This is a genomic window from Paenibacillus rhizovicinus (assembly GCF_010365285.1).
Classification (GTDB): Bacteria; Bacillota; Bacilli; order Paenibacillales; family Paenibacillaceae; genus Paenibacillus_Z; species Paenibacillus_Z rhizovicinus.
Map to the genome: position 1 here is coordinate 3,667,931 of NZ_CP048286.1, position 26,809 is coordinate 3,694,739.

General features: G+C 48.9%; 26 protein-coding genes and 2 pseudogenes. 16 read left to right on the forward strand and 12 right to left on the reverse strand.

All coding sequences use genetic code 11. The features are described from left to right. Nucleotides 1-45 precede the first annotated feature (45 nt). From GZH47_RS16455 to GZH47_RS16470, 4 genes and pseudogenes are all read right to left on the reverse strand, one after another. Nucleotides 46-273, reverse strand: a pseudogene (locus tag GZH47_RS16455) (IS4 family transposase); the annotation flags it as partial. 327 nt (nucleotides 274-600) lie between these two features. Next, the gene (locus tag GZH47_RS16460) at nucleotides 601-1,305 is read right to left on the reverse strand and encodes a hypothetical protein (RefSeq protein WP_162641369.1); all 705 of its coding nucleotides are present in this window, start codon (nucleotides 1,303-1,305) and stop codon (nucleotides 601-603) included. 17 nt (nucleotides 1,306-1,322) lie between these two features. Next, on the reverse strand, nucleotides 1,323-1,547 hold the full coding sequence (locus GZH47_RS16465; protein WP_162641372.1) for a hypothetical protein: 225 nt from the start codon (nucleotides 1,545-1,547) through the stop codon (nucleotides 1,323-1,325). A gap of 328 nt (nucleotides 1,548-1,875) precedes the next feature. Further along, nucleotides 1,876-2,328 carry a hypothetical protein gene (locus GZH47_RS16470; protein ID WP_162641375.1) on the reverse strand — a complete coding sequence of 151 codons (453 nt, stop codon included), beginning with the start codon at nucleotides 2,326-2,328 and terminating at the stop codon, nucleotides 1,876-1,878. A 314-nt stretch (nucleotides 2,329-2,642) separates the two neighbouring features. On the opposite strand from GZH47_RS16470, the gene GZH47_RS16475 reads away from it, so the two are divergent. Both GZH47_RS16475 and GZH47_RS16480 read left to right on the forward strand, forming a co-directional pair. Then, entirely contained in the window at nucleotides 2,643-3,188 is a 546-nt protein-coding gene (locus GZH47_RS16475) for an RNA polymerase sigma factor (RefSeq protein WP_162641381.1), read from the forward strand. Further along, on the forward strand, nucleotides 3,136-4,227 hold the full coding sequence (locus tag GZH47_RS16480) for a DUF4179 domain-containing protein (protein WP_162641385.1): 1,092 nt from the start codon (nucleotides 3,136-3,138) through the stop codon (nucleotides 4,225-4,227). The genes GZH47_RS16475 and GZH47_RS16480 overlap by 53 nt, the downstream gene beginning before the upstream one ends. 596 nt (nucleotides 4,228-4,823) lie before the next feature. Here GZH47_RS16480 and GZH47_RS16485 read toward each other — a convergent pair. Next, a complete protein-coding gene (locus GZH47_RS16485; protein WP_225446547.1) occupies nucleotides 4,824-5,378 on the reverse strand; it encodes a TetR/AcrR family transcriptional regulator in 555 nt (184 codons plus the stop codon). Between the two features lie 231 nt (nucleotides 5,379-5,609). Here GZH47_RS16485 and GZH47_RS16490 point away from each other — a divergent pair, with 231 nt between their 5' ends. The 9 genes and pseudogenes from GZH47_RS16490 (at nucleotide 5,610) to hemG (ending at nucleotide 14,823) form a co-directional block, all read left to right on the forward strand. Beyond that, the gene (locus GZH47_RS16490) at nucleotides 5,610-6,467 is read left to right on the forward strand and encodes an SDR family oxidoreductase (protein WP_162641392.1); all 858 of its coding nucleotides are present in this window, start codon (nucleotides 5,610-5,612) and stop codon (nucleotides 6,465-6,467) included. A 123-nt stretch (nucleotides 6,468-6,590) separates the two neighbouring features. Then, nucleotides 6,591-6,689, forward strand: a pseudogene (locus tag GZH47_RS34130) (hemin ABC transporter ATP-binding protein); the annotation flags it as partial. 256 nt (nucleotides 6,690-6,945) lie between these two features. After that, the gene (locus GZH47_RS34135) at nucleotides 6,946-7,449 is read left to right on the forward strand and encodes a hypothetical protein (protein WP_225446098.1); all 504 of its coding nucleotides are present in this window, start codon (nucleotides 6,946-6,948) and stop codon (nucleotides 7,447-7,449) included. Between the two features lie 274 nt (nucleotides 7,450-7,723). Continuing rightward, entirely contained in the window at nucleotides 7,724-9,700 is a 1,977-nt protein-coding gene (locus GZH47_RS16505) for a collagen-like domain-containing protein (RefSeq protein WP_162641400.1), read from the forward strand. A gap of 462 nt (nucleotides 9,701-10,162) precedes the next feature. Continuing rightward, on the forward strand, nucleotides 10,163-10,720 hold the full coding sequence (locus GZH47_RS16510) for a histidine phosphatase family protein (RefSeq protein WP_225446099.1): 558 nt from the start codon (nucleotides 10,163-10,165) through the stop codon (nucleotides 10,718-10,720). A gap of 132 nt (nucleotides 10,721-10,852) precedes the next feature. Beyond that, a complete protein-coding gene (locus tag GZH47_RS16515) occupies nucleotides 10,853-11,419 on the forward strand; it encodes a TetR/AcrR family transcriptional regulator (protein ID WP_162641410.1) in 567 nt (188 codons plus the stop codon). A gap of 125 nt (nucleotides 11,420-11,544) precedes the next feature. After that, nucleotides 11,545-12,666 (forward strand): ABC transporter permease, encoded by a 1,122-nt coding sequence (locus tag GZH47_RS16520; protein ID WP_162641413.1) that lies wholly within the window; start codon nucleotides 11,545-11,547, stop codon nucleotides 12,664-12,666. Then, a complete protein-coding gene (locus GZH47_RS16525) occupies nucleotides 12,666-13,388 on the forward strand; it encodes an ABC transporter ATP-binding protein (RefSeq protein ID WP_162641416.1) in 723 nt (240 codons plus the stop codon). The genes GZH47_RS16520 and GZH47_RS16525 overlap by 1 nt, the downstream gene beginning before the upstream one ends. A 28-nt stretch (nucleotides 13,389-13,416) precedes the next feature. Then, nucleotides 13,417-14,823 carry a protoporphyrinogen oxidase gene (gene hemG, locus GZH47_RS16530; protein ID WP_162641419.1) on the forward strand — a complete coding sequence of 469 codons (1,407 nt, stop codon included), beginning with the start codon at nucleotides 13,417-13,419 and terminating at the stop codon, nucleotides 14,821-14,823. Between the two features lie 85 nt (nucleotides 14,824-14,908). On the opposite strand, the gene GZH47_RS16535 is transcribed toward hemG, so the two are convergent. From GZH47_RS16535 to GZH47_RS16545, 3 genes are all read right to left on the reverse strand, one after another. After that, nucleotides 14,909-15,946, reverse strand: a complete 1,038-nt coding sequence (locus GZH47_RS16535) for a hypothetical protein (RefSeq protein WP_162641422.1) — start codon at nucleotides 15,944-15,946, stop codon at nucleotides 14,909-14,911. Between the two features lie 252 nt (nucleotides 15,947-16,198). After that, nucleotides 16,199-16,675: a GyrI-like domain-containing protein gene (locus GZH47_RS16540; protein WP_162641425.1), complete on the reverse strand. Its 477-nt coding sequence runs from the start codon at nucleotides 16,673-16,675 to the stop codon at nucleotides 16,199-16,201. A 24-nt stretch (nucleotides 16,676-16,699) separates the two neighbouring features. Then, complete coding sequence (locus GZH47_RS16545; RefSeq protein WP_162641429.1) at nucleotides 16,700-17,179, reverse strand: hypothetical protein; 480 nt, start codon at nucleotides 17,177-17,179, stop codon at nucleotides 16,700-16,702. 114 nt (nucleotides 17,180-17,293) lie between these two features. Here GZH47_RS16545 and GZH47_RS16550 point away from each other — a divergent pair, with 114 nt between their 5' ends. Next, entirely contained in the window at nucleotides 17,294-18,262 is a 969-nt protein-coding gene (locus tag GZH47_RS16550) for a helix-turn-helix transcriptional regulator (protein ID WP_263866860.1), read from the forward strand. Between the two features lie 47 nt (nucleotides 18,263-18,309). On the opposite strand, the gene GZH47_RS16555 is transcribed toward GZH47_RS16550, so the two are convergent. Continuing rightward, on the reverse strand, nucleotides 18,310-18,759 hold the full coding sequence (locus GZH47_RS16555; RefSeq protein WP_162641435.1) for a VOC family protein: 450 nt from the start codon (nucleotides 18,757-18,759) through the stop codon (nucleotides 18,310-18,312). 105 nt (nucleotides 18,760-18,864) lie between these two features. Between GZH47_RS16555 and GZH47_RS16560 the strand changes: the two genes are divergently transcribed. Beyond that, nucleotides 18,865-19,812, forward strand: coding sequence for a helix-turn-helix transcriptional regulator (locus tag GZH47_RS16560; RefSeq protein ID WP_162641437.1), 948 nt, complete (start codon nucleotides 18,865-18,867; stop codon nucleotides 19,810-19,812). Nucleotides 19,813-19,891: 79 nt separating this feature from the next. Here GZH47_RS16560 and GZH47_RS16565 read toward each other — a convergent pair whose 3' ends face one another. After that, on the reverse strand, nucleotides 19,892-20,365 hold the full coding sequence (locus GZH47_RS16565; RefSeq protein WP_162641440.1) for an SRPBCC family protein: 474 nt from the start codon (nucleotides 20,363-20,365) through the stop codon (nucleotides 19,892-19,894). Nucleotides 20,366-20,457: 92 nt separating this feature from the next. Here GZH47_RS16565 and GZH47_RS16570 point away from each other — a divergent pair, with 92 nt between their 5' ends. Both GZH47_RS16570 and GZH47_RS16575 read left to right on the forward strand, forming a co-directional pair. Beyond that, nucleotides 20,458-20,871 (forward strand): winged helix-turn-helix transcriptional regulator, encoded by a 414-nt coding sequence (locus tag GZH47_RS16570; RefSeq protein ID WP_162641444.1) that lies wholly within the window; start codon nucleotides 20,458-20,460, stop codon nucleotides 20,869-20,871. A 408-nt stretch (nucleotides 20,872-21,279) separates the two neighbouring features. Then, a complete protein-coding gene (locus tag GZH47_RS16575; RefSeq protein WP_162641448.1) occupies nucleotides 21,280-23,217 on the forward strand; it encodes a discoidin domain-containing protein in 1,938 nt (645 codons plus the stop codon). A 176-nt stretch (nucleotides 23,218-23,393) separates the two neighbouring features. Here the strand turns inward: GZH47_RS16575 and GZH47_RS16580 are convergent, their stop codons facing one another. After that, the gene (locus GZH47_RS16580; protein WP_162641452.1) at nucleotides 23,394-24,089 is read right to left on the reverse strand and encodes a TetR/AcrR family transcriptional regulator; all 696 of its coding nucleotides are present in this window, start codon (nucleotides 24,087-24,089) and stop codon (nucleotides 23,394-23,396) included. A gap of 160 nt (nucleotides 24,090-24,249) precedes the next feature. Here GZH47_RS16580 and GZH47_RS16585 point away from each other — a divergent pair, with 160 nt between their 5' ends. Continuing rightward, nucleotides 24,250-25,707 (forward strand): DHA2 family efflux MFS transporter permease subunit, encoded by a 1,458-nt coding sequence (locus tag GZH47_RS16585; protein ID WP_162641456.1) that lies wholly within the window; start codon nucleotides 24,250-24,252, stop codon nucleotides 25,705-25,707. A 22-nt stretch (nucleotides 25,708-25,729) separates the two neighbouring features. Here GZH47_RS16585 and GZH47_RS16590 read toward each other — a convergent pair whose 3' ends face one another. Further along, nucleotides 25,730-26,755, reverse strand: coding sequence for a helix-turn-helix transcriptional regulator (locus GZH47_RS16590; RefSeq protein WP_162641461.1), 1,026 nt, complete (start codon nucleotides 26,753-26,755; stop codon nucleotides 25,730-25,732). Between the last annotated feature and the right edge of the window lie 54 nt (nucleotides 26,756-26,809).

Sequence of the window (26,809 nt, forward strand, 5' to 3'; positions counted from 1 at the left end):
TATGTTATTAGCTCAACTTTCGCAGCATCAAATCGGCAAACAAGCAGCACGATCGAGCATAGATGCTATCACCTGTGGAGCCGACTGGAGAGCTTCTTGTCGGCGCTTGTAACCGTGTGAGGGTTTGTCAATGTTCTCGCTCATACCGTTAATCGCAGACTTGTAAGAGCTAAGCAATGCAAAGTCCAGTGGCAGGAAAGTATGGCAATCAGACCATCCCATCGTCAGCATGCAAAACCCTGTATAATAAGCGCCAGTGGCGTGATATTTGTCTGAGGTCAAAACATTGTCCCAGAAAGAGTCTACAGAAGTTTCTGCCGTTGTTGTTTGAACGTTGAAGTCTGCAATGTCATTGAACTCCCTCGGAGAACGATAGTTGAACAAAATATAATCAATGTTAAGGGCCATTCCACTAAGGATGGCCCTCGCTGCTTATTTTCGCCGATAGATACGTTAAGCTGAACCGTATCACAAGTAACGGCAAGTTTTTTCGGAAAATCACGCAGTGGGCTTGGAAAGACGCTTTGCCGGGCATGGGTTTGGGATGGGCCACGCTGGGCGGCGTAGTCGGCGCAAACGGGCTTCTGCGAGCTTTTTGAGCTACAGAACGATGCGGTATCTGGAGGGGGACTTTTGCTTACGGAAAGCAAAAGCCCCCTCCGCCTGTTTAGCGGAAGGGACAAGCTCAAAAATATGCTTTTGGACGGTTGGGTCAAACTCAAGTTCGATGCCAGCGACCTTGCGCCTGTCCTTCATGTGAACTTGCTTGACCACGGTCTGGAGGAGCGTCTTCTGCGTCTCTGGAGGCGCTCCTTCGAGAAGGCTTTGGAACTGTGCAAGTGCCTGCCGGACTTGTTGGAGCGGGACGGGGGCGGACGTGCTGTCCGCTAGGTGCCGCTCTGCTTCGCTTTTTCGTCGCGTGAGTTGCTCGTGCTGGACTTTCAACTCGCTCAGCCGCTCGACGAATAGGTCGTCGTCCACGCCGCTTGTCTCGAACAGCTTGAAGAATCTCTTGCGCTGGCTCTCGACTGATGCCAGTTCTTTTTCGATTGCGGCCAGTTCCTTCTGGAGTGGTGACGCTTCTCGATCGACTTGCCGGAGATTCCGGCGTCGACGTACTCTTTGAACACGACCTTGTGTTCGACCTTGCTTTCTAATTTCCTCCATTTGGGCCTCGATGTAAAAGCCCAGTTCCGCCTGCTCCTCGGTTGACACGCGGCTGTACGAGACGACTTGCAGTTCTGGCGGAGCAGAGATATTTTTGAGCACGTTGAGGGGCTGCGTCTTTTGTTTTGTCGAAGTCATTTTCAAGTCCCCTTGTTCTATGCTATTCGTCTGAATTCCGGGGTCCCGAGCAGTTCAGCGGTCAGTTCAAATTCGGCTTGCTCGTCATCTTCCTGTTCTAGAATGGCGGTGATGAGTAGGAACATTCGCTCGTCGACTTTGGCGAGAGCAAAGCGTCTTTCCGGTTTGGCAAGATAGTCTTTGACGAGTGTGGCAAGAATCTCGATCGTGGTTTGGTAGTTGTCGGCAACGGTCAGTTGCATCGGTGGTCACTCCTCTTTTTCGTGAAGTGTTTGGGGAGGAGCGGTACTAAAAAAGTGCCGCCCTGTCGCCCTTTGTTGTGTTGCATGGGCGGTTTGCCGTTCTGTAGTCGCCCTGACCTGTACTTTGCCGGCAGTCCCGACAAGTGCACTTGAGTTCACTTACAGTTAGCTTGCCAGCATCGGCCCTTTCTTTGACTGCATTGGGTTGAAGGCGAAAAGTGCGGGAGGGCGGCAGCAAGCTGTCAAGCCAAGCTGACAACCTCGTAATCGCCGATGAAGGTTCGCTCGTAGGAGTAGTCGTCAAAGTCAAAACGCTCCGACTTGCCGTCTAGCCACTCGTTGACGCCAAGACCATGGAAAACCTTGGTGGGGAGGTAATTGAGGTCAAACTGGATGCTTTCGTCATCGAACGCTCTTTCCAAGGCCTCGCGTTCTGCGCCAGAGTGAAAAACGTCATCATGTAGTCGTTGTCGTACAGCACCACGAATTTGTACGCTTGGAGTCCCTCGCCTACGTTGAGCAGTTCGACGTACTCGGGGTAACTTCCCAGCAGTCCGCCGTTTTCGCGGTTCAGCCCGACGTTGTCGAGATCGCGGACGTTGTCCCCCACTTCGAGAACTACAATGTAGCCATGCCCGTCCAACCGAAACTCGCTATCCTCCTCCTCCAGTTCGTCCCTTAATAGCAGAAAGTAGTCGTCTATCAGGTCGAGGAGCACCGTAAGAAGTGCTCCGCCTTGGCGCAGAACGACAAGGTCATGCTGGGTCTTGATGATCTTCATTTCTGAATCCCTCCTGAAAAAGAAAATGCCCCTTCGAAAAGGGGCTTAGAGCAAGATCAAGATTATGATATATGTCTCAAAAAATGCTTGAATCGGCTCTGTATTTAAGGCGAAATTTACTCAACAAACGGGCAGTTTAACTCAATGAAGCACGCAGTAGGGTCTTACCGCAGCGGACCTTTTTTGCGTTCACAAAATATGGTCTTGAATACAGAAGTCAAAAGTAACCGTCGCTCAATCCATTATCGGTAAATTTTATCTGAAACCTTTTCTGTGTTCATGTGTCATTATGATAGGAAGAGGGTGAGAGTCAAATGGAAAAGATGGATCAACTTAATCAATGGATCCGGGATTACAATGACCGATTACGTTATGTCGCTTACACGTACGTGCGCGATCACAACAGGTCAGAGGATATTGTACAAGAAGCAATGGTACAAGCATATCTCTCGATTCGGCAACTAAGAGACCCTAAGCGTCCGTACCCGTGGCTGGTTCGCATCGTTATCAACTTGTGTCTGAATACGAACCGCAAATATCGGAGAGAGCAACCTACCGATTTTCTGCCTGAACAGAGAGGCAAGAGCACGGAAGACATTTACCTGCAGATGAGTAGGGACAAGGAAGTTTATGCTGCGATAATAGATTTGGACGAAAAATATCGAACACCGATTATCTTGTATTATTTTGAGGACCTAACGGTCAGGGAGATCGCTTATGCTCTCCAGCTAAGTGAAGGCGCGATCAAGACACGGCTGGCGAGAGGGAGAGAACAATTGAAATCAGCATTAACCAGAGAGGAGTCGGATGAAATTGGAGACACGTATTCGTCAAGCAAAGCCAACTTATATACACGCTGATCCGGAGCGCACGTTAGAGGCGGTTATGGCCAGGCTACATGAGCAGCCAAGGATTGGTCGCTTTCAATGGGTCAGACGCAGAGCGCGCACTGTAAGCTTGATCATTGCAACTGCCGCTGTAACGGTATTATGCATCCTTGGCGCAGGGCTCGTCAATCCGGCAATGGCCAATGCATTGAGCAAGTTGCCCCTAGTTGGCAGTCTGTTCGTCGAGGCAGGCGATACCGGTCTGAAGACTGCGTCCAATCAAGGTTTGACCGCAAAGATTAATGCAAATGAGTCGCATGATGGCGTAACCTTTAAAATCTCCGAGATGATGTACGACGGGACCCGAATGTCCATGGTGCTGACCAGGGAAACGGACGATGGCAAGAATCCGCCGCTGAAGAAATGGACGAATGCTACGTTTGAAGAAGTGATGGAAATGTGGAAGAAGCAGGGTAAAGAATCCAGCATGATCGAAGTTCGGGCGAACGGCAGGAAGCTGAAAGTGACAACTGCTCTGGCTTCTGATATTCTACACAACAATTCGTCTATATTGACGATACAGCCGTCCGTTTCGGAGACGCATACGACTTCGTTTGATTTGCCAGATGCGTTCAATCTGGAAGTGGTGATTCGGGACGCAACTATTGGGCGGTATTTTACGTTGTCATTCCCGGTCAAGAAAACAACAAGCCAATCGATCGTTTTAGCATCCGAGGAGACGAAGTCCTATAACGGACTAGTCATGCGTATCAAAAAGCTCGAGATGACAGAGGCTACCTCGCAATTGGAAGTACACCTCTCCGGCAAAGTAGATGCAGAGTTAGGAGACTCCATCAGGTACGACATTCAAAATGAACGCGGGGAATATTCCAACGTTATGACCGGAAGCGGAAGTCCTGGAGCGGACTCTGGAACATATGTGAACACGGCCGAATTCACTCCGTTCCCTAGCCTTCCGAAAATGGTCACAGTCAAACCATACCTCTTGAAAGAAGGGTCGGGCAAGGAATACATCCCGGAACTGGCATTTACGATGCCTGTGAACAATTAGCAAACACTAAACATTGGAATCGGTTAAAGCTTTCAAGAACGGTATGGGCTATTTTGGGGGCTGTTGAACTAACGAAAAAGAAGGGGCCATCCCAATGTGGATGGCCTTAAAACTTGCCGTTACAGACAGCGCGGAGAACCGTACCACAAATAAAGCGAATTTTAGATAGGTTGAAGAGATCGACTTCTCACGGTTTGAATACTATTAGCAGAATCGAGATGAAAACGGCAAGATTAGCGACCGCTTCTAACCAGGCGGAGCGTTTACGACTCAGTCGGTACGCCTCAGGTAGATCATCGCCCTGCGTCTGATGCAGCAGCTTTAGCTGCTGATTGACGCCGGCAGGAAGAAGTCCAGCAAAGATGACCATACGGAGTCATATTTCCGGACGTTCATTACCAAGCCTATGGCAGATGTCGCCAGCGCTGCTGCAGGGATATTGCGCTATCTGCTGAACGGGTAAACGAGTTTGAATTGGAGAAGATAGATCATTGAGAACGTTTAATCTCCCAGCGGTACGATTGACGCAGAAATAAAATCGCCCTGCAATCGGCTAAATGAGCCGATTGCAGGGCGGTTTTTTTACCCCGAGTCGGTTAGAAACCGGTATCCATTTTGGCACGCTCCCAGAAAGTGCCTAAATTATCCGTTACAACCTCCATAACCTTTTCCACCATCGACTCCAGCGTGCGGGCTTGAACCTCCCTGCTCCACTGCAGGGCCGACCCGAATATGCCCCAGCTGACCACAAGAGCCGTAACTTCCAGCTTTTCTTGCAGGTGGCTCTGTTTAGGCACCGATTGTAGCCATTGAAGCAGGAGACGATACAATTCCTTATGCATGGCGTTCTCCAGCAGCGGCTCAAATTGCTTGTCTCCCGGCGTGAGGTACTGTCGAAATCTTACGAGAAATTGAAAGACGGTCTGAACAAGGACATACAGATTGTCCGGACTGAAGGCGGCATCATCGGGCAGTCTTCTTGAGAGAATGAGTTGAAACTTCTCCGTCATCCAATAAGCGAGAAAAGCGAACTTGTCTTCAAAATGGGCATAGAAGGTTGCGCGGTTGACGGCGGCCCGATTCGCAAGGTCATGAACAGAAATGGAATAGAGGTTTCTCTTTTCGTCGAGCAAATCGTTAAAGGCATGCATAAACAATTGGCGGGTTCTCTTAACCCGAGGGTCGCTGGGATTTACCGGCATGCTAAACCACGCTTTCTTCGGATTTCAAAAACAAACAAAACGGCGATTGTGTCGGGAACGCAACGAAACCGGCCTTTTGCTGATTGTTGACCGGGCTCCAACCCTTTATCTTTTGCTTATATGGTTACACAAAACCGTATTGTAAGCAAATCTTTTACAGAAGGGGAAGAGTGAGATAACATGCTTATCGTTACTGGAGCGAATGGAAAGTTAGGCAAGGGCGTGGTCGAGGAGCTGCTTAAACGCATCCCGGCTGATCAGATTGGTGTCAGTGTTCGGAATGTGAGCCAGGCACATGAATTAAAGGCGCGCGGCGTACGTGTTCGTCATGGCGATTTCGCTAACGCGGAGAGCTTGCTGGATGCTTTTGAAGACGCGTCGCAGGTTCTCCTTGTTTCAACCGGTATTTTGGGTGATGCGGGAATCCGTCAGCACCAAACCGCGATAGACACAGCAAAGAAGTCCGGCGCCCGGCGGGTGCTGTACACGAGTCATATGGGCTCTTCTAGAGCGTCGTTTTTCCCGCCTATGGTTCACCATGCAGCGACAGAAGATTTGCTTAAAGAGTCGGGTATACGCTGCACGTCTCTTCGCAACGGTTTTTACGCCTCCTCATTGGTTGGATTAATAGGCGATGCCGTCAAAACGGGCGAGTTGATCGTTCCCGAGGATGGTCCGATTGCCTGGACAACGCACTCGGATTTGGCTCAAGCTATTGCAGTGATCTTAGCCGAGAAGAACTGGGAGGGTCCATCTCCGAATCTAACGGCCTCTGAAGCGATTGACATGGAGGGGGTTGCGGCGATGGTATCGGATATCGTCGGCCGGCCCATCTATCGAAAGGTCGTAACGGACGATACGTATCGGGCTTATCTGACTGCCCAAGGTTTTCCGGAAGTGCGCATTGCAATCACCTTGGGTTTATTCCGTGCCAGCCGTAACGGGGATTTCGCGCAAACGAGTAACGCTTTAGCTGACCTGATCGGTCGTCCTCCGTTGACGATAAGGGACTTTCTAAAAGAGTCATTATCTCTATAGACGCGCTGCGAATGCGGTTTCCGGTTATTCGTTTAATGAAAGGGCCATCCTGCAAAAGGATGGCCCTAACTAGATAATCGACAATTGTAAAAATTACATCATTGTGAGCAATCGAATTGGCGTAAAGCGGCCATTATGGTTACGCATGATGAACGGATGCTTGACTATTGCGATAAAGTGTACCGGATGGAAGATGGCAAATTGTCGCTGGCGGGCCGTTAAGCTGAACCTTACCGCAAGTAGGGCGGAATATCAGGTGGATTGAATCGATGCTCAAATCGTTGCAGGAATAGAGTCAGAGGTCTGAATTGATCGAGTTGTTCAATAAACGCGTTCGGCAGGAACTTCGATGGAACTCGACCGGCACAGGCTCTCCTCATTCCGATGTTTTTTTGAAGAAGTGTCTATTTGCATTCACAAACGTCTATCCAACCGTATATCTTACTGTGTGTCGTGATCTAAGATCACAAAAAAGGGTGTGAGTGGGAAATGGGTAAAATGCCATGTCCTCCGGGTCCACCAGGACCCCAAGGACCCGAAGGACCCCAAGGACCCCAGGGGCCACAAGGGCCGCAAGGGCCTCAGGGGTCCGTGGGACCTCAAGGGTTTCAAGGATCTCAAGGATCCCAGGGACCTCAAGGACCTCAAGGACCTCAAGGACCCCAAGGACCTCAAGGGTCACAAGGACCTCAAGGACTTCAGGGTGTACAAGGAGCACAAGGACCACAGGGAGTACAAGGACCTCAAGGGCTTCAAGGTGCTACAGGGGCAACCGGCCCGCAAGGACCTCAAGGGCCCTCAGGCACGGCTGCTTCGCTTGACTATGGATTCATTTATCAGTCCACAGCGCAGCTTGTTCCCGTGGAGACAGACATTACGTTCGATAGCAATGGCATACTTTTTGGAGGAATCAGCCATACGATCGGGGATGCCGGGATTGTCATTAGCAATGCCGGTAACTATAAGGTCGTATTTTCCGTAACTGGCCAACAGGCTAATCAATTCGCTCTGTTTCTAGACGGGAATTTGGAAATCGGGTCGATTTACGGATCAAATGATATCGATCAGCAAAACACGGGAATCGTTATTATTGCAATAAACGCATCTTCGACACTCACTTTGCGCAATCACACTTCTGCAGGCTCAATTAATCTTGAAACTTTGGCTGGCGGAACCGAGGCAAACGTGACGGCATCAATACTCATCCAACGATTATAAAGTGTGCAAGCTGTATTAACGAAAGTGGGGTGCCCCTTTTGCCGAAATCTTTTCCACGAAGAATTGGACCTACCGGACCTGCCGGACCAATCGGACGCGTCGGACCAATCGGACCAATCGGACTTATCGGTTCAACCGGACCTACCGGACCTACCGGATCCACCGGGTCTACCGGGCCTGCCGGGCTTACCGGTCTCCAAGGCAACGCGGGGCTTGCCGGGCCTGTAGGGGTTTCAGGTCTTGCAGGCATGCCTGGAATCGACGGTGCCATAGGCGAAATCGGGCCTGCCGGACCTGCCGGTCTTCAAGGCGCGAACGGTACAACGGGTTCGACCGGATCGACAGGCATCGCCGGATTCTCGTCCGATCATGCCTATATTTATAATTTAGGGAATCAAACCATTACTCCTGGAATGAGCATTCCCTTTGATAGCAACGGGATCCTATTCGGTGGTATTTCTCACATAGACGGATCCACGGATATTTCCATTTCTAGTCCAGGCGACTACTTCGTCTCTTTTTCTATTAGCGGCGCTTCAATCGATCAGTTTGCATTATTTTTAGATGGATCCTTAATGGAGGGGTCTATTTATGGTTCCGATGATGGTAATCAACAAAATATGGGCCATGCAATTATCACAGTGACAACTGTACCTGCCTTGTTAACGGTGAGGTATCACAATAATATATCCATCCTGAGCGTTCAACTTCAAACGCTGGCCGGTGGAACGCAATCGAATGTCACAGCCTCGGTCTTTCTGCAGAAATTAGGCATACAGGTCACCGAGACGGTAACGACAAGCGCTGAATTATTAGCCGCACTTAATAACAATGCTACAAGCACGATCAACCTCGTTGCGGGAAGTTATGACATTAGCACGGATCCCGTTATCAGTCGTACAACGGCTGTCCGGCTGAACAGTGTCTCTCCCGGGGCGGTCATCCAGTTCAATTTGAATCAAGAATTTAATTTTATTACGATTGGCAGCCAGGTTACCGCCAATGTGAATCGGATTCGCAACCTCACGCAAGGCATCAACTATGCATCGATAGCTTTAGCTGTAGCTGCAGCCAATCCGTTAGATACCATAGAGCTGTCTCCCGGTACTTATATAGAGACGGTCTCAACAGCAACCCCGCTTGTTATTAATAAAACGATCACACTGCGAGGGATATCTTCTAAACTGACAATCGTTCAATTCAACGTTGTCGGGAGCCAAGACTTTTCCTACTTGTCCCTTCGTGCCGATGCCATTCTTCTTGAGAACATTCATTGGGTTGGTCCAACGGGAGCGGGACTCACGCAAAATTCGATATTTAATGTAGCGCTCGCATCCTTTTTGCCGTTAATTTTATACCAGAATATCATGATCAGATATTGTACGTTTGAAGGTGGAAGACGAACTGCGTTTATTGATACGAATACATTTACTTTCATAGGCAATACGATCATTCATACCGGAGACAGGGATGCGCTTGTCTTTGAAAGAATCGAAGGCACGACAACTGTATATGGGAATGTCTTTAGAGGAGGGGCAACGAGCAGGCGAACGATATCGATCGAAGGGGATTTCGCCAATGATGCCATCCAAGTCTCCAATAATACGGCAACCAGCTGGCTGCAATTTGTTCTCTTTAATTCGCCAACATCCAACACCTCGTTATTGGTATCGGAAAATGTCGTTAACCATATGACCCGTAGCGGAAGCACGGTGATCTTCTTGCCCGCAGCCGTAAATTTCTTTCAGAATTTCGTCTCCATTCTTATTGATGATAATATATTTATTCAGCCGAATCCGAATCGATTGGCTGTTTATCTCGACTATACATTCGGAGGTACTTCCGTACCCTCGGCGGCACAAATTAAAGTGCATAACAACAAATTTAGTTATACGCTGCCATGGGGATCGGGCACCGATACGGTCAGTCCTTTGTTCCCGGTCGGATTCAGCACAGGCGCGCCCGTAGGTGTATCGCTTGCAGCCTTCGATCTGATCGGCAATGTGAATTTCTAACCCTCCGCTCCTTAAAAGAAACGGATCTATCTGCAGCATGAGCCGCAAAGGAGATTCTATAGGTACAGAATGGCTGCCATCAATGTGGCGGCTATTTGCTTTAATCGCCTGGACGAAGGTTCAGAACAGGCCGTTACAGGCAGCGCGCTGAGCCAGGTGTCGATGCTGGCAGAGAGGGAGTTGAGGAGGCGGCATGGAAATTTGTGCCCATTGTAGTTGTTGTAAACAGTGTTACGCTAACAACGGTAAATCAGTAAAGCCGGATTTCAATGTTCAGCTAGAAGAAGAGGTAAGGGGAAGGTGTCGTCCATTTACCCGTTATAACTTTACCTCCTTGAGGGACACTACTTCATGGTAGTTACGAACCCGAAGGGAGCTAGGTAAATAATGATAAGGCTTTTTGTCACCAGTATCTTGTGCATACTCTTCATGTTTCAGCCACATGAAGCGTCAGGAGGAATTTTGAAATCAAGGCCATCAGACCCCTCGGTAATTAACTCACTTCGTCAGGGTGGTTATATTCTTTATGTAAGGCACGGGGAGGCAACGGTAGGAGAGGACGCTCCGAGAGTTGATTTCAATGATTGCTCTACCCAAAGAAATCTTTCTGAGGCTGGGAGAAGACAAGCTGAAAAATATGGTGAGGCGCTGCGCAGTTTGCAAATCCCGGTCCAAGCCCCGGTTATAGCTAGTCCCTTTTGCCGAGCGAAGGAAACCGCGGAATTGGCTTTTGGCGAGGGGAAGGTCCAAACCGACTCGTTCTGGGTTAGAGTATATAATTTAAGCAGTACCTTGCCTCCCGCCGAGCAGCAAGCCACTATAAATGACTTAACTACTGTACTGGAAACATTACCTCCCCAAGGGAGCAACAAGGTTATCGTCGCTCACAGTTTCCCTAGGGGCATTGGTTTAGGGGAAATCACTAACTTAGGCACCGTAATTGTGAAACCAAGAGGGCAGGGCAATGGCTTTGAGATTGTAGGGCGTTTCACTTTAGATGAATGGCTAAGCTTTCGTTGAAAAAACTTGCAGTTACAGACAGGTATGTTAGACTGATATCCTGGAAAAAGAAAAAAGTGATTGTTCTCTTTTCTTCTCTACAGAGGAATTCCAAGCAATATGTAATATTGAAATGCTGAAAGGAGAAGTGCCATGGGTAGAAAGCAATCCTATACAGCATCTGAACTACTGGATCTTACAAAAAAGCTGGTGCTTGAGCATGGATATGACGGGTTTCATCTCAAGTTGCTTTCGCAGCATTTACCCGGTGCAAGAAGTACGATTTATCAGTATTATGCCAATAAGGAAGAAATTGTTTCTGCCTGCATGAAGCGTGTGATCACGAGCGTCATAGAGAGGGCTTCAGCGATCGATGAGACTGACACCATGCAGGCCCTTCAGGAACTGCTTGGCATTTATGTTGACGAATCCAAGCTTCATCAACTATTAGGCGATGCTCAAAAAATTAATACAACAAATTCTGCTGCGGCTAGTCGGGATCTAGATGTCGTTGAGCAAGCCCATACTACGCTAAAAATTCAACTTACGCGTCTCTTCCAAAGAGCGCAACAAGAGAAAAATCTCAGAGAAGACATTCCGCTCCCGGTGCTTATCGGGGGCTTTTTCAACCTTATCAACACCCCTAATATGATAAACGTCCCTAATCCCCAATGGAGCAAGCTTCTGTTTCAAATGTGGATAGGAGGAGCGCAAGGATAGAGTGCTCCCTTTTCAATTTGACACATGTGTCGGTTATGTAGTTTAATAGGTGAAACGGAATTGTTGCATATTTCATAATAAAAATGACACATGTGTCATAAATAAAAAATGAGGAGCGAGAAAGCATGTTTTTAGCTGTAAAGGAGTTAATGCACAGCAAGATGAAATTTTTGATGATTGTCATTATTTTTGTCTTGGTTGCTTGGTTGGTGTTCATCCTATCGGGACTTGGTAACGGATTATCGACGCTTGCAGCATCCGCTTTCCAGAACATGAAAGCCGATTATGTCGTCTTTGAACAAGGGGCGCAGTCGACCATGGGCAAGTCCCTGTTATCCGACGAATTGGTGGCGCAAGCGGAGAAATTGCCTAATGTAGCAGCCGCATCTCCAATGGGAAGTACGATGGCCACCGCTTTGAAAGGAAACAGCACAAAGAACGAGGATAAGGTCGATATCGCAATCTTAGGCGTTCTTCCCGGCAGCTTTCTAGAGCCGGCAGTAATTGAAGGCGTAGGGCTGGCTGCAGCGAATCCGACAGGCGTCATTGTGAACAAGACGATGAAGGATGACGGCTTTAAGCTTGGGGATACTTTTCAGCTAGACGGTTCGACACAAGCCTTGACGATTATCGGCTTCGTCGATAATCAGACGTACAACCACCTCTCAGCCGTATTTGTTCCGATGTCCGAATGGCGGAAGATCACGTTCGCCGCGCCGGGCTCGGATAAGGGAATTGCAGATCCGGTTAATGCAGTCATGCTGCAGGGCAAACATATCGATCCTGCTTATATTAGCAGCAAGCTCTCCAATACCGATACCGTCACGCGCGGAGCAGCGATTCACGGCATGCCGGGGTACAAGGAAGAGAACGGCTCCATAATGATGATGCTGGGCTTTTTGCTTGCGATATCCGCTTTCGTGCTAGGAGTATTCTTTTATGTGATTACGATGCAGAAGACCAATCAATTCGGCATCATGAAGGCGATCGGCGCAAGAAACGGCTTTCTCGGCAAAGCGATTGTCTCACAGGTCGTTGTTTTATCGTTGACGAGTATCGTTATTGGTATTCTGCTCACATACGGGACTGCGGCAATCATGCCGAAGGGGATGCCGTTCAAGCTGGAGATGAACCTCGTTATCGAGTACTCGGTTATTCTTCTCGTCATCGCAGTGCTGAGTTCACTGGTCTCGGTTCGCAAAATAACTAAAATTGATCCGCTGAAGGCGCTTGGGAGGGCAGAATAATGACAACGGGACTGCAGATCAGCAACGTAACGAAGTATTATGCCGAGGGAAGCAACCGGATATCCGCGCTTGAAAAAGTCTCTATTTCGGTGGAGCCTGGAGAGCTTGTCGCTGTAGTCGGGCCTTCCGGGTCGGGCAAGAGCACATTTCTTTCAATTGCGGGCGCATTGCTCAAAGCTTCGGAAGGAGAAGTCAACTTGAACGGGCATCTTCTGGCTAAGCTTTCCGATAAAGAACTTTCGAACGTACGATTGAAGGAAATCGGCTTTATTATGCAATCATCCAATCTAGTGCCTTATTTAAACGTTCTTGACCAATTGCTTCTAGTGAAGAGAATGTCGGGGAAGGTTAAAGCTGCGGATCGAACGTTCGCCGTTAAGTTACTTGAGGAGTTAGGACTCGGTTCGAAGCTGAAGAGCTACCCGGAGGAACTGTCAGGCGGTGAGAAGCAGCGTACGGCCATCGCGCGGGCTTTAATCAACAATCCCAACGTTATCTTGGCGGATGAGCCCACGGCCAGTCTGGATACCAAGCGTGCCCATGAGGTGGTCAGTCTGATAGCAAATGAGGTAAAGTCGCGCCGTAAAGCAGCGATTATGGTCACGCATGATGAACGCATGCTTGAATATTGCGATAAAGTGTACCGAATGGAAGATGGTAAATTGTCGTTAGCGGAAACGACAAGATTAGCGTCCGCAGCCGAGAGCGGAAGCTTCTTCTAAACAATCTCCGATTCTCGAGGTGTTAAATTTGAAAACAATTATTGTGATCGGCGGCGGCATTACCGGGCTGTCGGCCATGCATGAATTTCGCAAATGGAGGAAGGCAACCGGAGCTGCGGTCAGGCTGTTATTAATTGAAGCGTCGGCACAGTTAGGAGGTAAAATTCAAACCGTCAGGCATCAACAATTCGTGACGGAGACCGGGGCGGATTCTATCGTAGCACGAAAAATGGACGACATGAACGTGATTGAAGAACTGGGCTTGAAGGATGACGTGGTCTATAACGCGACTGGACGCTCCTTCATATACGCGGGTGGACAGCTGAAGCCGATTCCGGACGACGCGGTGTTTGGCATTCCGGCAAGCATCGAGTCGCTCGCCAAGAGTACGCTCGTCTCGGCAGAAGGCAAAGTTGCGGCGCTAAAAGATTTTTATACGAAAAACGAGACGTTTACGAAGGACGATTCTGTCGGTGCGTTTCTGGAGTATTTCCTCGGGAGCGAACTCGTCGAGAAGCAAATTGCCCCCGTCCTTTCCGGGGTCTATTCAGGGAATTTGAGCGAATTAACGATTGCCTCAACACTACCTTACTTGATCGATTACAAGGAGCAATACGGAAGTATTATTAAAGGGCTCGAAGCAAACAAGCAGAAGTTCAGGATCGGTGAGAAGAAGTTTTTCTCGCTGAAAAACGGCATGGGCTCGCTTATTGACGCCTTTCAAGCCGGTCTGACCGAAGAATTGCTGCTAAACACTAAAGTCTGCAGAATTGATAAGGACAATGATCGGTATCACGTGCACTTAGCCGATCAGGACATGATCGAAGCGGATTATGTTGTACTAAGCATTCCGCATACGGCAGCAGAACCGATTCTTGCCGATCCGAACCTTACGGAGCAATTCTCGGGATTGAAGAGCAGCTCGCTCATCAGCGTATATGTCGGATTTGACGTGCCCGATTCAGTGCTCCCCGCCGATGGAACGGGATTTATTACCGCAACGACCGATGAATTGTTCTGCAACGCTTGCACATGGACTAGTCGCAAATGGGAGCATACGTCCAAATCCGGAAATTTGCTCGTCCGGCTATTTTATAAAAGCAGCCATCCTTCGTTCGCTTCAATAAAGGATCTGGATCACGATGGTCTGCTAAAGGTAGCGCTTAGCGATATTGAGAAGGGGCTTGGAATTACTGCCGAGCCTGTCGTTAACGAGATCACCGACTGGTCCGGGCAAATGCCAATTTATTCGATTACCCATCCGCGAAGCGTCCATGCACTTGAAAGCATCATGGCAGATGTATTCCCAGGCATTATCCTTGCTGGATGCTCTTATTATGGCGCAGGAATCTCAGACTGCATGAAGAACGGGGCAGATTCGGCAAAAAAAATCATTGATCTACTGAAGGAAAGCTATTCCCCAGTCAATAAGTAAGGGGCATCAATAGTTGAATCAAGCTAAGCGGGGAGAACCTTATCATAAGTAGGAAAAAGCTGATTTTGTCAAATTGATAAATATATTAATTCTTTTTGATAATAATAAAGCCTATAAACATTGCAACTAATGTCCCAACCACTGTAGAAATATTCTCTACAGCCCATTGTTTAAAGTTTAGAAATAGGTTGTTACCTGTCAAAGATGCTTTCCTAATATTTCCGTAAACTTCTAAAGTGGATTGCTTTTTATTTGAATAAGCAACACTAAGATTTTCATTCTTGAGTGAGTCTACTATTAGGGATTTGCCATCCAGACTGAATTGTTTTTCTGTTGCTGTTTGATTAAAGTTTAGATTACCATTTTCAAAAAAACTATTTGATTCATTACTTTGACCGGAGAATAAAATTTCACCCTTCTCTTCAGGTATAGTTAACTCTACGTTGGTAAATCCAATCAATTGAAAAAGAGCAGGATGCTGTGAATCACTATTAGAAAAACTCAAATCATATACGGGGATATCTTGAATAAACTTTTTTCCTTTTATGAACACCTCTAAATCACCTTGAAGATTCCATGCGAAGTTTTTATCGTAAACAATAGCACTTATATCAAATTCATCCCCTGACATAGACATCAAATAGTTCTTTGGGAAATCATCGAACTTTTGCAATAAATATTTCTTTTCTATATATAGTTTGTCTAAATGCGTATTGAGCATACTCAATTGAATAAGGGAATCAGAACTAAGAGTATCCCAAAAGTCTCTCGAACTAGAATGTCCATAACGTATTACAAGTTCACCCGGTTCAATATTATAGTTAGTTTTGTTATAGTTAACTGTCAATTTGTTTTGGTTTACTATGGTTCCACTGAGTTTATCTTTTGAGGAAATAATGAGTGCCTTACTATCAATCCTCCCATTGAAATCGTTCATTTGTATGGAGTAGGGGGAACCTGTAGAATAAATCCAAGCAGTATGGGGGAAAAAAGAGAATATTAATAGCAATAAAATAATAGTAAGAAGAATAGGTAGAATAAATTTCAATACAATTAGAGAATTACTCTTTAAAGTATAGAAGGAATTAGAACGATGTTTTTGATGAAAACCAATTTTGTTCATTAAAGTACCTCCAGCTTTGTTTAGAACCAGTATCAATTAATTGTATTATTTTGTCAAATCAAGGCGCCTCAATCAGAGCGTCTGGACTTGAATGATTTTGAAAATAGAGGTCAATAAATTATGTCAACAAGGTTTAGAGGCTACTAAGCGTGAGGTTGTAGCTATAAAGAAAGAGCCATCCCGCAAAGGATGGCCCTAAAACTTGCCGGTACAGACAGCGCAGAGAACCGAACCCAAAGTAAGGACGGACCCTTATTTCTCAACCACGGGCACCCAAAATTCGCCATAGAAAGTACCGTCGCCGTTATCTTTGCGATAAGTCGCATTCGGACCGCCGATGTAAGCATAGTCGGTAACCTTGGCCAGGACTTCGCCAAAAGCACGGTAAGTCAGCTGATCAAACAACGTTTCCTTGTCGCCATGTCCCGCGACCACGATGTACTCGCTCTCTGGAAACTCGATGATGCGCGTAGCATCAGTCACTGATTTGCGAGCTTCTACCGCGAAATAATTCCACGGCTTGCCTTGATATACCTCGTTGACGGACCATTCGCGACCGTCTTTCGCGGCGTTTTTGAGCTTATTAAAACGCCCGTCTGCTTGGAGTCTGCCCCAAAACTCGGCTTTTTCCTTTTGCATAGCCGGCATGTCTTGAAAGTTCGACTGAATTGAAAAACCGTAAGCGGTCAATGTGAATGACTTCTTGTGTTCAAGTGTATAATCTGCCATGGGAGTGCTCCTTTATCCGAACGATTACCGCCCGGTTTTTTTGGCACGAAGCCACATTTCGCCGTAGAATTCACCGTTGTCAGCTGCTTTGACGAATGTCGAGTTACCAGGACCAACGTATTTGTAGTCCGTAATTTCTTGCATCATGCCGCCGAACACTTTGCCTGTGATCTCGTCGGCAAGGCGGTCTTTGTCAGCGCCTGTGCCTGGCACGACGATGTAGTCGCCGGCGAGGAAGTCGAGGACGATCGTGTCTTCCGCGTCGAACTCACCCATCACGCCGAAGCCGCGCCAAGCCTTGCCGTCGATAACGTAGTTGATTTGATATTCTTGCCCGTCAGCGAGCGCGAGAAGTTCGGCAAGCTTGCCGTTTTCCGTGATTTCTGCTTTTTTTGCTGCCGTTTTTGCTGCATTGCCTGCCCAGTCGTTGTAGTCTTCAAGTAAAACACCGAAAGCAGTCATTTTGTAGTTTTCCGAGATTGTTTGGATGGAGTAGTTAGTCATTTTATTCTCTCCTTTGAGGAAGTATTTCTTACAAGATTGATTCTATTTGTGAAATGTATCAGAAAGTGATACTTTTTATTGAGTTTTTTGCTGCATCTTTGATACAATAAAATCATGAAAAAAACTGAACGAGTGAACGTGATCATGCGCTACATCAATAACCGCGCGCATTTTACAATTGCCGAGATTCAGCGGGAGTTCAAGATTTCCCGCGCGACAGCGATCCGGGACATTAATGAGATTCAGGCGATGGGTTTCCCGCTGACGACCGAGCTTGGACGCGGCGGCGGCTACTATGTCCTGCAAAATCAGTATCTGCCCGCCGTCCGCTTAACGCCGGAAGAGCTGAAGGCGATTTTGATCAGCTTTATCGCCTCGAAAAATTCACAGCTGCCTTATCTGCAAAATCGCCGCTCCATCACCGAAAAACTCATCGGCATCGCGTCGCAATCCCAGCAAGACGAGCTGATCGATCTGAATACTATTTTGCTTTTCGAAAATACGAATCCTGCCAATCCGAGTCTCTTGGAGCTCGATGATGTGGCGCCTTCGGAGCTGAATCAGCTGATTTCGCTTGCCGTGCGGGATAAGCACTTGCGCTTGACGTATGAGCGGAGTCCTGGCTGGCCGCAGCTGATGGACGTCTTTTTGCTGCATATTTTCAACTCGAACGCTCAGTGGCTTGTCGAGGTGTATGATTTCGACACGGATGAGTTCTGCTATTTGCCTGTTGTCATGCTGCGGGATTCGGCCATTTCCGAGAAGAAGATGAAGTGGTCCGAGCAAGAGATTTTAAGCAAAAAGCGGATTCGTGCACGCGAGTCCAATCTGGTCGTGAAGCTCGATACGACTGGGATTCAGCGCTTTAAGCGCATGCACCCGCCGGGGATTATTTTATCTTTTACCGGGATGTTTCAGTCGAGCGGGATTTTCAATGTTCAGCTGGATGTGACCGATGTTGAGGCGCTGGCGTATTATGCGGATTGGCTACTGTTTCTGGGGAAAGGGGTCGAGTTTGAACGGATTCCTGATGAGCTGCGCGTTATTTTGGAAGAGCGTTTAGCTAATATGAGATTTTCTTGAGCCGGACCGAGGCAATCGGAACGGCTCTGTTTAAGCTATGATTTACATCATAGCGAGCTCTTCATTTGATGTCCTCTTCTAACCGCGTCTTCCGATCCCATCGTAGTAATTAGGAAGGTAACACCGAATTTGTCAGTGACAATGGCGCTTCCAGGGCCATAATGCACGGGTTGCAACGGCAGCAATACTTGGCCCTCCTCCTTCAACTTTTCGTAAAACTTAGTTGTGATTCCGATATCGTCGGTATTGATACAGACACTGACATTGGTTCCGATCTGACGAGAGATGCCGGGCAGCGTATCGGAAATCATAATAGAGGTCTCCCCGATTTTCACCACGGAGTGGGCGACCATATCCTTCAAATGCTCCGGGGCTCCCGGTCCATCCCCGAATTGCTGGATAAATAGCAGCTCCGCATCCAAAGCTTCTTTATAAAACGCAATGGCCTCTTTTGCATTTCCATCCATCATCAAGAATGGGAACAAGTGTACAGTCATGCTGTTTACAACTCCTTTGTTTAATATGACAAGCTGGACTTGATTATCATTGTAAGTGATAATGGTGACAACTCTTGTCACTATTCTGAAAAACGGAGATATCGGATGTCGAAATCAAAACGATTGGTTGAATTAATGATGACCGTCAATCGAAAACGAAAGTTTACCGTCAAGGAACTAGCCCGGGAGTTTGGCGTTTCTCCGAGGACGATATTAAGAGACCTGCAGGAGCTTGGCGAGCTCGGTGTCCCCTTGTACTCCGAAGTGGGGCCGCATGGCGGCTATCAAGTGCTGCGGGAGAGAATTTTACCGCCGATCGCTTTTACCGAAGAAGAAGCCGTCGCCATATTTTTTGCGAGTCATGCGCTGCGTCACTTCTCATCGCTTCCTTTTGAAACCGAAGCTTCCTCTGCATTGAGTAAATTTTACTTATACATGTCTGGGGACATACGAGACCGTATCGATCAAATGAAAAACCGTTTCGACTATGTTACCCCGACGAGACAAATGGAATCCCCTTATTTAGCCATGCTGCTGGACGCTGCCATTCACCAAAAAGTGATCGTGATCCATTACGAATCGAAGGACGGAGAGACATGTCGCAGCATACAACCGATTGGCATTTTTGCCAAAAACGGTTTATGGTACTGTCCGGCTTATTGCTTTCTTCGGGCAGGTATTCGTTTGTTCCGCTGCGACCGCATTCATTCGGCGGATGTTGACGTTTCCGAGATAAAACCATTGGATCTGCGGCATGTTCATCTTGGAAACTGGGAGTCGCACGTTCGATTCAAACCGGATAAAGTGAGTCTGTATGCGGAATTGAGTAAGGAAGGCGTTCAGCGATGCGAAGCGGAGCACTGGGCGGCAGGCAAGCTGCATACGCGAGAGGACGGGACCGGCTGGCTGGAGGGAAACATGCCGAAGGAAGAGATTCCTTATTTGGCAGCGTACTTTTTGGGCCTGGGTAAAGATGTACGGGTAGAAAGTCCGCGAGCACTCGTGGAAGGCATTAAGAGGGAGATCTTGGAAACGTTGGATCAGTACGATTAATGGGGGATAATTGAATGTTGGCGATCCCCCAAAAACTAAAAACGTACCGTCAAGAGATAGGATTCAGTCATTTAGGAGACTATGCATTCTCCAGGCCGTGTTTATCGACGATTTGATCGTTGGCGTGAGGCTGGCCTATACCCTCTCTAATCAGGCTTCGCAGGCTGCCATTGATGTTCAAGCCCCAGGCGTCCGAACAGACGTTGTAGCATTCGTACGCCGGGACGAGGCCTACGTGCGTAAAGTTAACTTCCGTCTGGTCGCCCTTCTTGACGATTTCGAAAATAACGTCGGTATCTTTCCATTCGCTATTGTCCGTTATGAAGTTGAAATAGTTGTCTACGATGTGCCAAACCACCTTTTTGCCCGGAAGGAGTTCGGTGATCTGGAGGGTGCAGCGGTGGATATCTTGGTACTGATGCTTAAATTGGCCGAGCTCGTCGGTCTTGCCTTCAATATCTTCTGACCACCATCCGCGAACATTATTAATGGCGGCGTATACCTCCTCAGGGCTCTGGTCTACCATGAAAGAAGTCCTGTAACTATGATTCATGTAAGTGATCTCCTTCGCTCATTTGTTGAGGTGCAAACAGAGTATAGAATACGTACTTGTAAAATGCAAGTACAGATAGTATAATCGAGCTCATGAAAAAGCGAACCTCAACCGTTTGTCCCATCGTCTATGCGCTCGATATCTGGGGAGACCCTTGGAGCCTGATCATCCTTCGTGACGTCCTGATCCATAACAAGCGGTATTACCGCGAGTTTCTTGCTTCACGCGAGAACATCTCCACCAATATTTTGAGCGCAAGGCTCCTGTCTCTCGTTGAAGCGGGTTTGCTCGTCAAGATAGAAGGAGATTCAAACCGCGCACAAACGATGTATCGGCCAACGCAAAAGGCGCTTGACCTGTTTCCGGTCGTGTTTGCCATTATGCACTGGGGCCTGAAGTACAATCCGAATACCGATATGACTATTCCGATCATGCAAGAGCTGACAACAAACGAAAAGGGGCTGGAGCAGCGCCTGTTGCAGCATTTCGGCGATATGACATCATAAGAAACCAGGGTCTCTCCGAATTTTTCGGAGGGATCCTTTTATTTACAGGAATTTCCACTTCTTGCATCGAATTCTTACTCTACACAATGGATGCGGCATCGGTCAGTAAGGAGCTTAGGAGAGGAGCGGGATACGCGGTAAGCGAGGCATACATGTTTCGGATTTTCGCGAATAGCATTAGGATTGGCGCAACACGCCAAGGAAGGCTGCATTCGCGGGGGAGTCCGCAGGTTCAGAAAGCATCATTCATTCGGGCAGGCGAGAGGGGAACGATTCATGAAAGGGTTGGGACGACGTTTGGGCAAGCCAATGTTTGTCGCGAGGATAAGGGGTTTACTGCTGGCGCTAGCTGTCATCGTTTCTCTATTGTCATTCGAATCATCGTCATTTGCCGGAGAAGATCCGGGGGTGGGCAACAGGCAAGTAGTCGTGGCTTACGATACGAACGGAGGCTCTCCTCTTCCCACGCAAGCGGTAGAAATCGGCGGTACGGTAACTTTTCAAAATATACCGGTGAAGGAGTGTTACAGCTTTGCAGGCTGGTTCTATGACAGCGCGTTGACGCAAGCCTACAAGGCGTCGGACCTTATCAATAAAAACCTAACGCTCTATGCGAAATGGTCCGCCCAAAGCGCGCCGTGCGGCGGTGCGGCGAGTCCCCCGAGTCCTCCGAGTAGAAATCTAGCTTTGAATAGCCTTGCGACGGCCGACAGCGCGTGCATGGCTTCGCAAAGCGCGGCCAATGCCGTGGACGGCAGCGTAACCAATGACAGCAAGTGGTGCTCCATGTCCGGCAGCCATTGGCTGCAGATCGATCTCGGCGCCGTGAAGCAAGTCAGCCAATTCGTCATCAGGCACGCTTCGGAAGGCGGACAGCCCGCTTCCTTGAACACCAAGGCTTATAATATCCAGGTCAGCGCCGATGCGAAAAGCTGGAGTACGGTCGTTAACGTAACCAATAATACGAGCGGCGTTACGATCGACAATATACCGGACACGTTGGCGCGCTATATGAGGTTGAATGTTACGACGGCGACGCAAACCGCGGATACCACGGCACGGATCTACGAGTTTGGGGTCTACGAGCATCAGAATTTGGCGCTAAATAAAGCCGCTAAGGCGGACAGTACGTGCAATGTCTCGGAGACTGCGGCCAACGCGGTGGACGGCAGCGAAATCAATAACAGCAAATGGTGCTCCAATACTGCCAACCGGTGGCTGCAGATTGATCTGGGCTCCGCGAAACAAGTAAGCCAATTCATCATCAAGCACGCATCGGAGGGCGGAGAAGCTGCCTACTTCAACACGAAGGCTTATAATATCCAGGTCAGCGTCGATGGTACGAATTGGAGCACGGCAGTCCGGGTAACCAACAATACGAGTGGGGAAACGGTAGACAATATTACGCCGGTATCCGCTAGATATATCAAGTTGAACGTGACGATGCCCACGCAAACCGCGGATGTTTATGCAAGAATCTATGAAATTGAAGTATTCGGACCCCCGAATTTGGCATTACATTCACTCGCGGCGGCCGACAGTACGTGCAATGCCTCACAGACGGCGGCCAAAGCCGTGGACGGCAGCGTCATCAACGATAGCAAGTGGTGCTCTAAGTCCAGTAATCGTTGGCTGCAGCTTGATCTCGGTTCCGTAAAGCAAGTCAGCCAATTCGTCATCAAGCATGCCTCGGAGGGCGGAGAGACCGCCTCCTACAACACGAAGGCTTACAATATCCAGGTCAGCACGGACGGCAAGAATTGGACGAAGGCGGTAGACGTCACCAACAATTCGAGCGGCATTACGGTAAACAAAATAAATGCTATGCCGGCTCGCTACATCAAGCTGAATGTGACGATGCCTACGCAGACCACGAACGCAGCGGCAAGGATCTACGAGTTCGAGGCATACGGACCTCCGAATATAGCGCTGAATACAACCGCGACGGCCGACAGTACGTGCAACGCCGCTCAGACGGCGGCCAAAGCCGTGGACGGCAGCGTCATTAACGACAGCAAATGGTGCTCCTTGTCCGGTAACCGGTGGCTGCAGCTAGATCTCGGTTCCGTGAAGCAAGTCAACCAATTCGTTATCAAGCATGCCTCGGAGGGCGGGGAGACCGCCTCCTACAACACGAAGGCTTACAATATCCAGGTGAGCGCAGACGGTACGAAATGGACCACGGCAGTCAATGCGACTACCAATACGGGCGGCATTACGGTAAACAAGATAACCGAGGTTTCGGCGCGTTATATTAAGCTGAATGTAACCGTGCCTACGCAGACGGCGAACGCCGCGGCAAGGATTTACGAGTTCGAGGTATATGGGCCCGACTATACGTCATAACCTCTTCGGGCTTAAAGATAGCTCCTGAATCCTTCATCCTTCAGGAGTTATTTTTTTTGATTATTCCTCTTTGTTGGGCACCATGAGGAGCTGACGAAATCGACCGTGTACACGGAATCATGACTGCATGAGAGTAAACAAGAAGAGCCTTCTTCGCTAAGCGAAGAAGGCTCTTCTTAGTCGTACGCGCGCATTCCAGCAATCAAGGCATCGAAATAATCGCTCATCGCGGAGTCTTCTTCGTCCAACCATTTCTCGTAGAAAACCTGGTGCTTCATCGACTTGTAGAAGTCCATCAAAGCCTGCTTCATCGTCATGTTCTGCAGCATCAGCCACTTCGGATCCAACAGCTTGCGGAAGACGAGATCCACTTGGGTCAAATAAATGCGGGCATGGATCGGATAGAAAACGCCAAGCGCAATGCCGCTGTCGAAGTATTCGGCGAGCTTGTTCTTGCATAGCTCGACGGCCCCGGCCAGCTTGGCGTACAAGTCGGGATAGGACCCGCTCAGATCCTGAAGCAGGACGTCGGTTAAGTAAAACGACAGCTTGATCGTGAGCTTGAACGCTCGGGCGAAAGACTCGCCGTAGAACTTCAGCTCTTCGGTGGACGGCTGTTCCGTCGACAGCGTAGGCGGGGCCTCCGCCAACATTTGATCGGACACGTACAGGACGAACTTATCGATGAGACTTTCCGCGATTTCGGTTTTCGACGCGAAATATTTGTACATCGTCGGCTTGCTGATATCCATATATTTGGCCGCATCGTCCATTTTCAACGAACTAAAGCCGTGCTTTTGGACGTAGGGCATCAAGCGCATCACAAGCTTCTCCCGTTTCTCGAATAACGGATCGCAGTCGATTTCCGACATTTCGCAACACCTCCAGGATGACCAACTCCTAGTATAGAACATCTCGAGGGTATTAGAAACAAGTTTATTAATTTAACTATTTTAATAAAATTAGTTTACTTAGTTAGAGGAGATGTGTTATTTTATTAGCAAGAAAATGATTATGCTTGGGGGAGTTTACATGTCCGCAGAAGTTCATGCCAGTGCGTCAACGCCCGTCCGTTCCATCCTTGCTCCGCTGATCGCGATCGTGGTCGGGCTGTTCATGGTGATCTTGGATACGACGGCTGTCAATGTCGCGATTCCGGCGCTTGCAGATGATCTGCACAGCTCATTAAGTCTTATTCAATGGACGATCACGGGTTATTCGTTGGCTCAAGCCGTCGTGATTCCGATGGCGGGCTGGTTCTCGGACCGCTTCGGGGCGAAGCAGACGTTCATCGTGTCCATAATCTTATTCGTTATCGGTTCGGTCCTTTGCGCGTGCGCAGGTACGGCGGAGCAGTTAATCGCCTTCCGTATCGTGCAAGGTCTGGGCGGCGGGATGGTCATGCCGATCGCCTTCGCGATGACGTATCGGATCAGTCCTCCCGAGTCGGTGGGCAAAATTATGGGCATGATGGGGGTACCGGTCCTGCTTGCGCCGGCACTCGGCCCGGTCATATCCGGTTATTTGGTCGATTACGTCAATTGGCAATGGATCTTCCTCATCAATATTCCGGTAGGGATCGCAGGCGTGATCATGAGCGTGATGTCCTTGCCGAACCTTCCGAAAAAAGCGTCGGCGCCGCTTGATTACGCGGGAATCGCGCTTGCGCCGTTCGCCTTCGGCGGATTGTCGTACGGGTTAAGCGAAGCGGGCGAGGGATGGACTTCAGCGAGGACGATCGCCGGACTTATCGTCGGCGTCGCAGCCATGATCTTGTTCGTCGTCGTCGAGCTCCGCCGCAAGAGGGAGCCGTTGCTGGAACTTAGGGTATTCCGGTCCATGCAATTTACTCGCGGGATTATCGTGCAGTGGGTGATGCAGTTCACGATGTTCGGGCTGATCTTCGCCGTTCCCTACTTCATGCAGCGGCTGATGGGAATGAGCGCGTTCGAGGCAGGATTATGGACGTTGCCGCAGGCATTGGCTTCCGCGACCATGATGCCGTTCAGCGGACGGCTGTTCGACCGGATCGGCGCACGCCCGTTGGTTATCGGCGGGTTGATCTTGATTACGGTGGGCGCGTACTCGTTCTCGCTCATCGATCCGAGCGACAGCCCGTGGTTGTTCCTGGCTCCCCGCGCCTTGATCGGGCTCGGTACGGGCATGTCCTTTATCGCCTTGAACACGCACTTGATTCAAACCGCTCCGAAAGAGCTGGTAGGCAAGGTAACCTCGTTGACCAGCGCTGCCCAGCAGGTCTTCGGATCGTTCGCGATCGCGGGATTGACGACGCTGCTCGTCAGCCGTACGAATCATTATGCGAACCAAGGCGAGAAGCCCGTTCCGGACGCGATGTCGCACGCATTTCACAATGCCTATATATTGATCGCCATGCTTGCGGCGGCTGGCTTGCTGCTGGCCATCACGCTCAGAAGGCCGGCCAAGGAGCAGGGTGCCCAGCCGACGGTCGTCATGGACGCGGGTCATTGATGGCTGCGCTGTCCTGCTTTATTTAGATCCTGTCGGGGGTGGGTTGTCCTGCCCCTGATTTGGCGTCTTCGGAATGACTTGTTCCCAACACCTCCATTCTCCCCTGAAATTCACTCGCAACTTCCTTCGGAATTTCCCTGATCTCGATATCTCCGCCTAAGAAAAGCAACCAGTTTGTAGTTTCGGTCAATTCGTCCCGATGATGAACATTAACGAACGTTTTCAAGATAGCCGTCGTTTGAAATGGATTCGTATAGGAGATGGTCATTTTTAAGGGATGGTACTTTTTGAACTGGGCGATCGCCTTGGGACCAAGCGCGAGGACGAGATTGACGGCTTCTTCCTGCTTGCGCAGCTGTTCTTCGATTTTCTTCTTGCTTACTCTTTTCTTCTCCGGGTATGGTTTGACGTCGGTGAGATTGTCGACGGGAATAATCCGCCTTGTCCCCTCCTCTAGATCAAAGCCTTCGATTTGCCAAGAGCTTTTCTCGCGATAGAGGCGCATGAGATAGATGGGATAAGCCTTCAGTTCCCTTCCTTCTTCGACGTCTTCGACGGAAACCAATAAGTAGCGGTCTTCAAGAAGGATCTGGATGAGTCGTTCGAGCATCGGATGGGGCAGATCGGACAGATCGAGCAGATCGGGATTGTAGGGGTTGGTACCTTCGAAGAGCAGGATTTGGTTCAACAGAACAAGATCATCCTGCTGGTTTTGAGAGGTGAGGCCGAGCAATTTTTCCGCTAAAGAGTGACGGCTCTTCAGATAAGGGAGCTGCAGGTTGCGCGTGGCCATGAAGGCGATAAACAGAGCTTTAATCTCATTATCGGTAAAGCGGACCGTGGGCAGGACGGAGTTGCTCATCACGAAATAGCCCCCGTCCCTCCCGACTTCGGCGACCAGGGGCATGCCCATCGCTTCAATCTCCCTGATGTCTCGAATCGCCGTTGAACGGGAGACGTTAAACTCCTGCATGATTTCCGAAATGGTAAAATGGGCGCGATTGTTGATGTAGCGCATGATGATGTTGATCCGTTCTACTTTTTTCATCGGGTCCTCTAAACAGTATCATTTTTTGACATCATTTACCTTTATTATAAACTC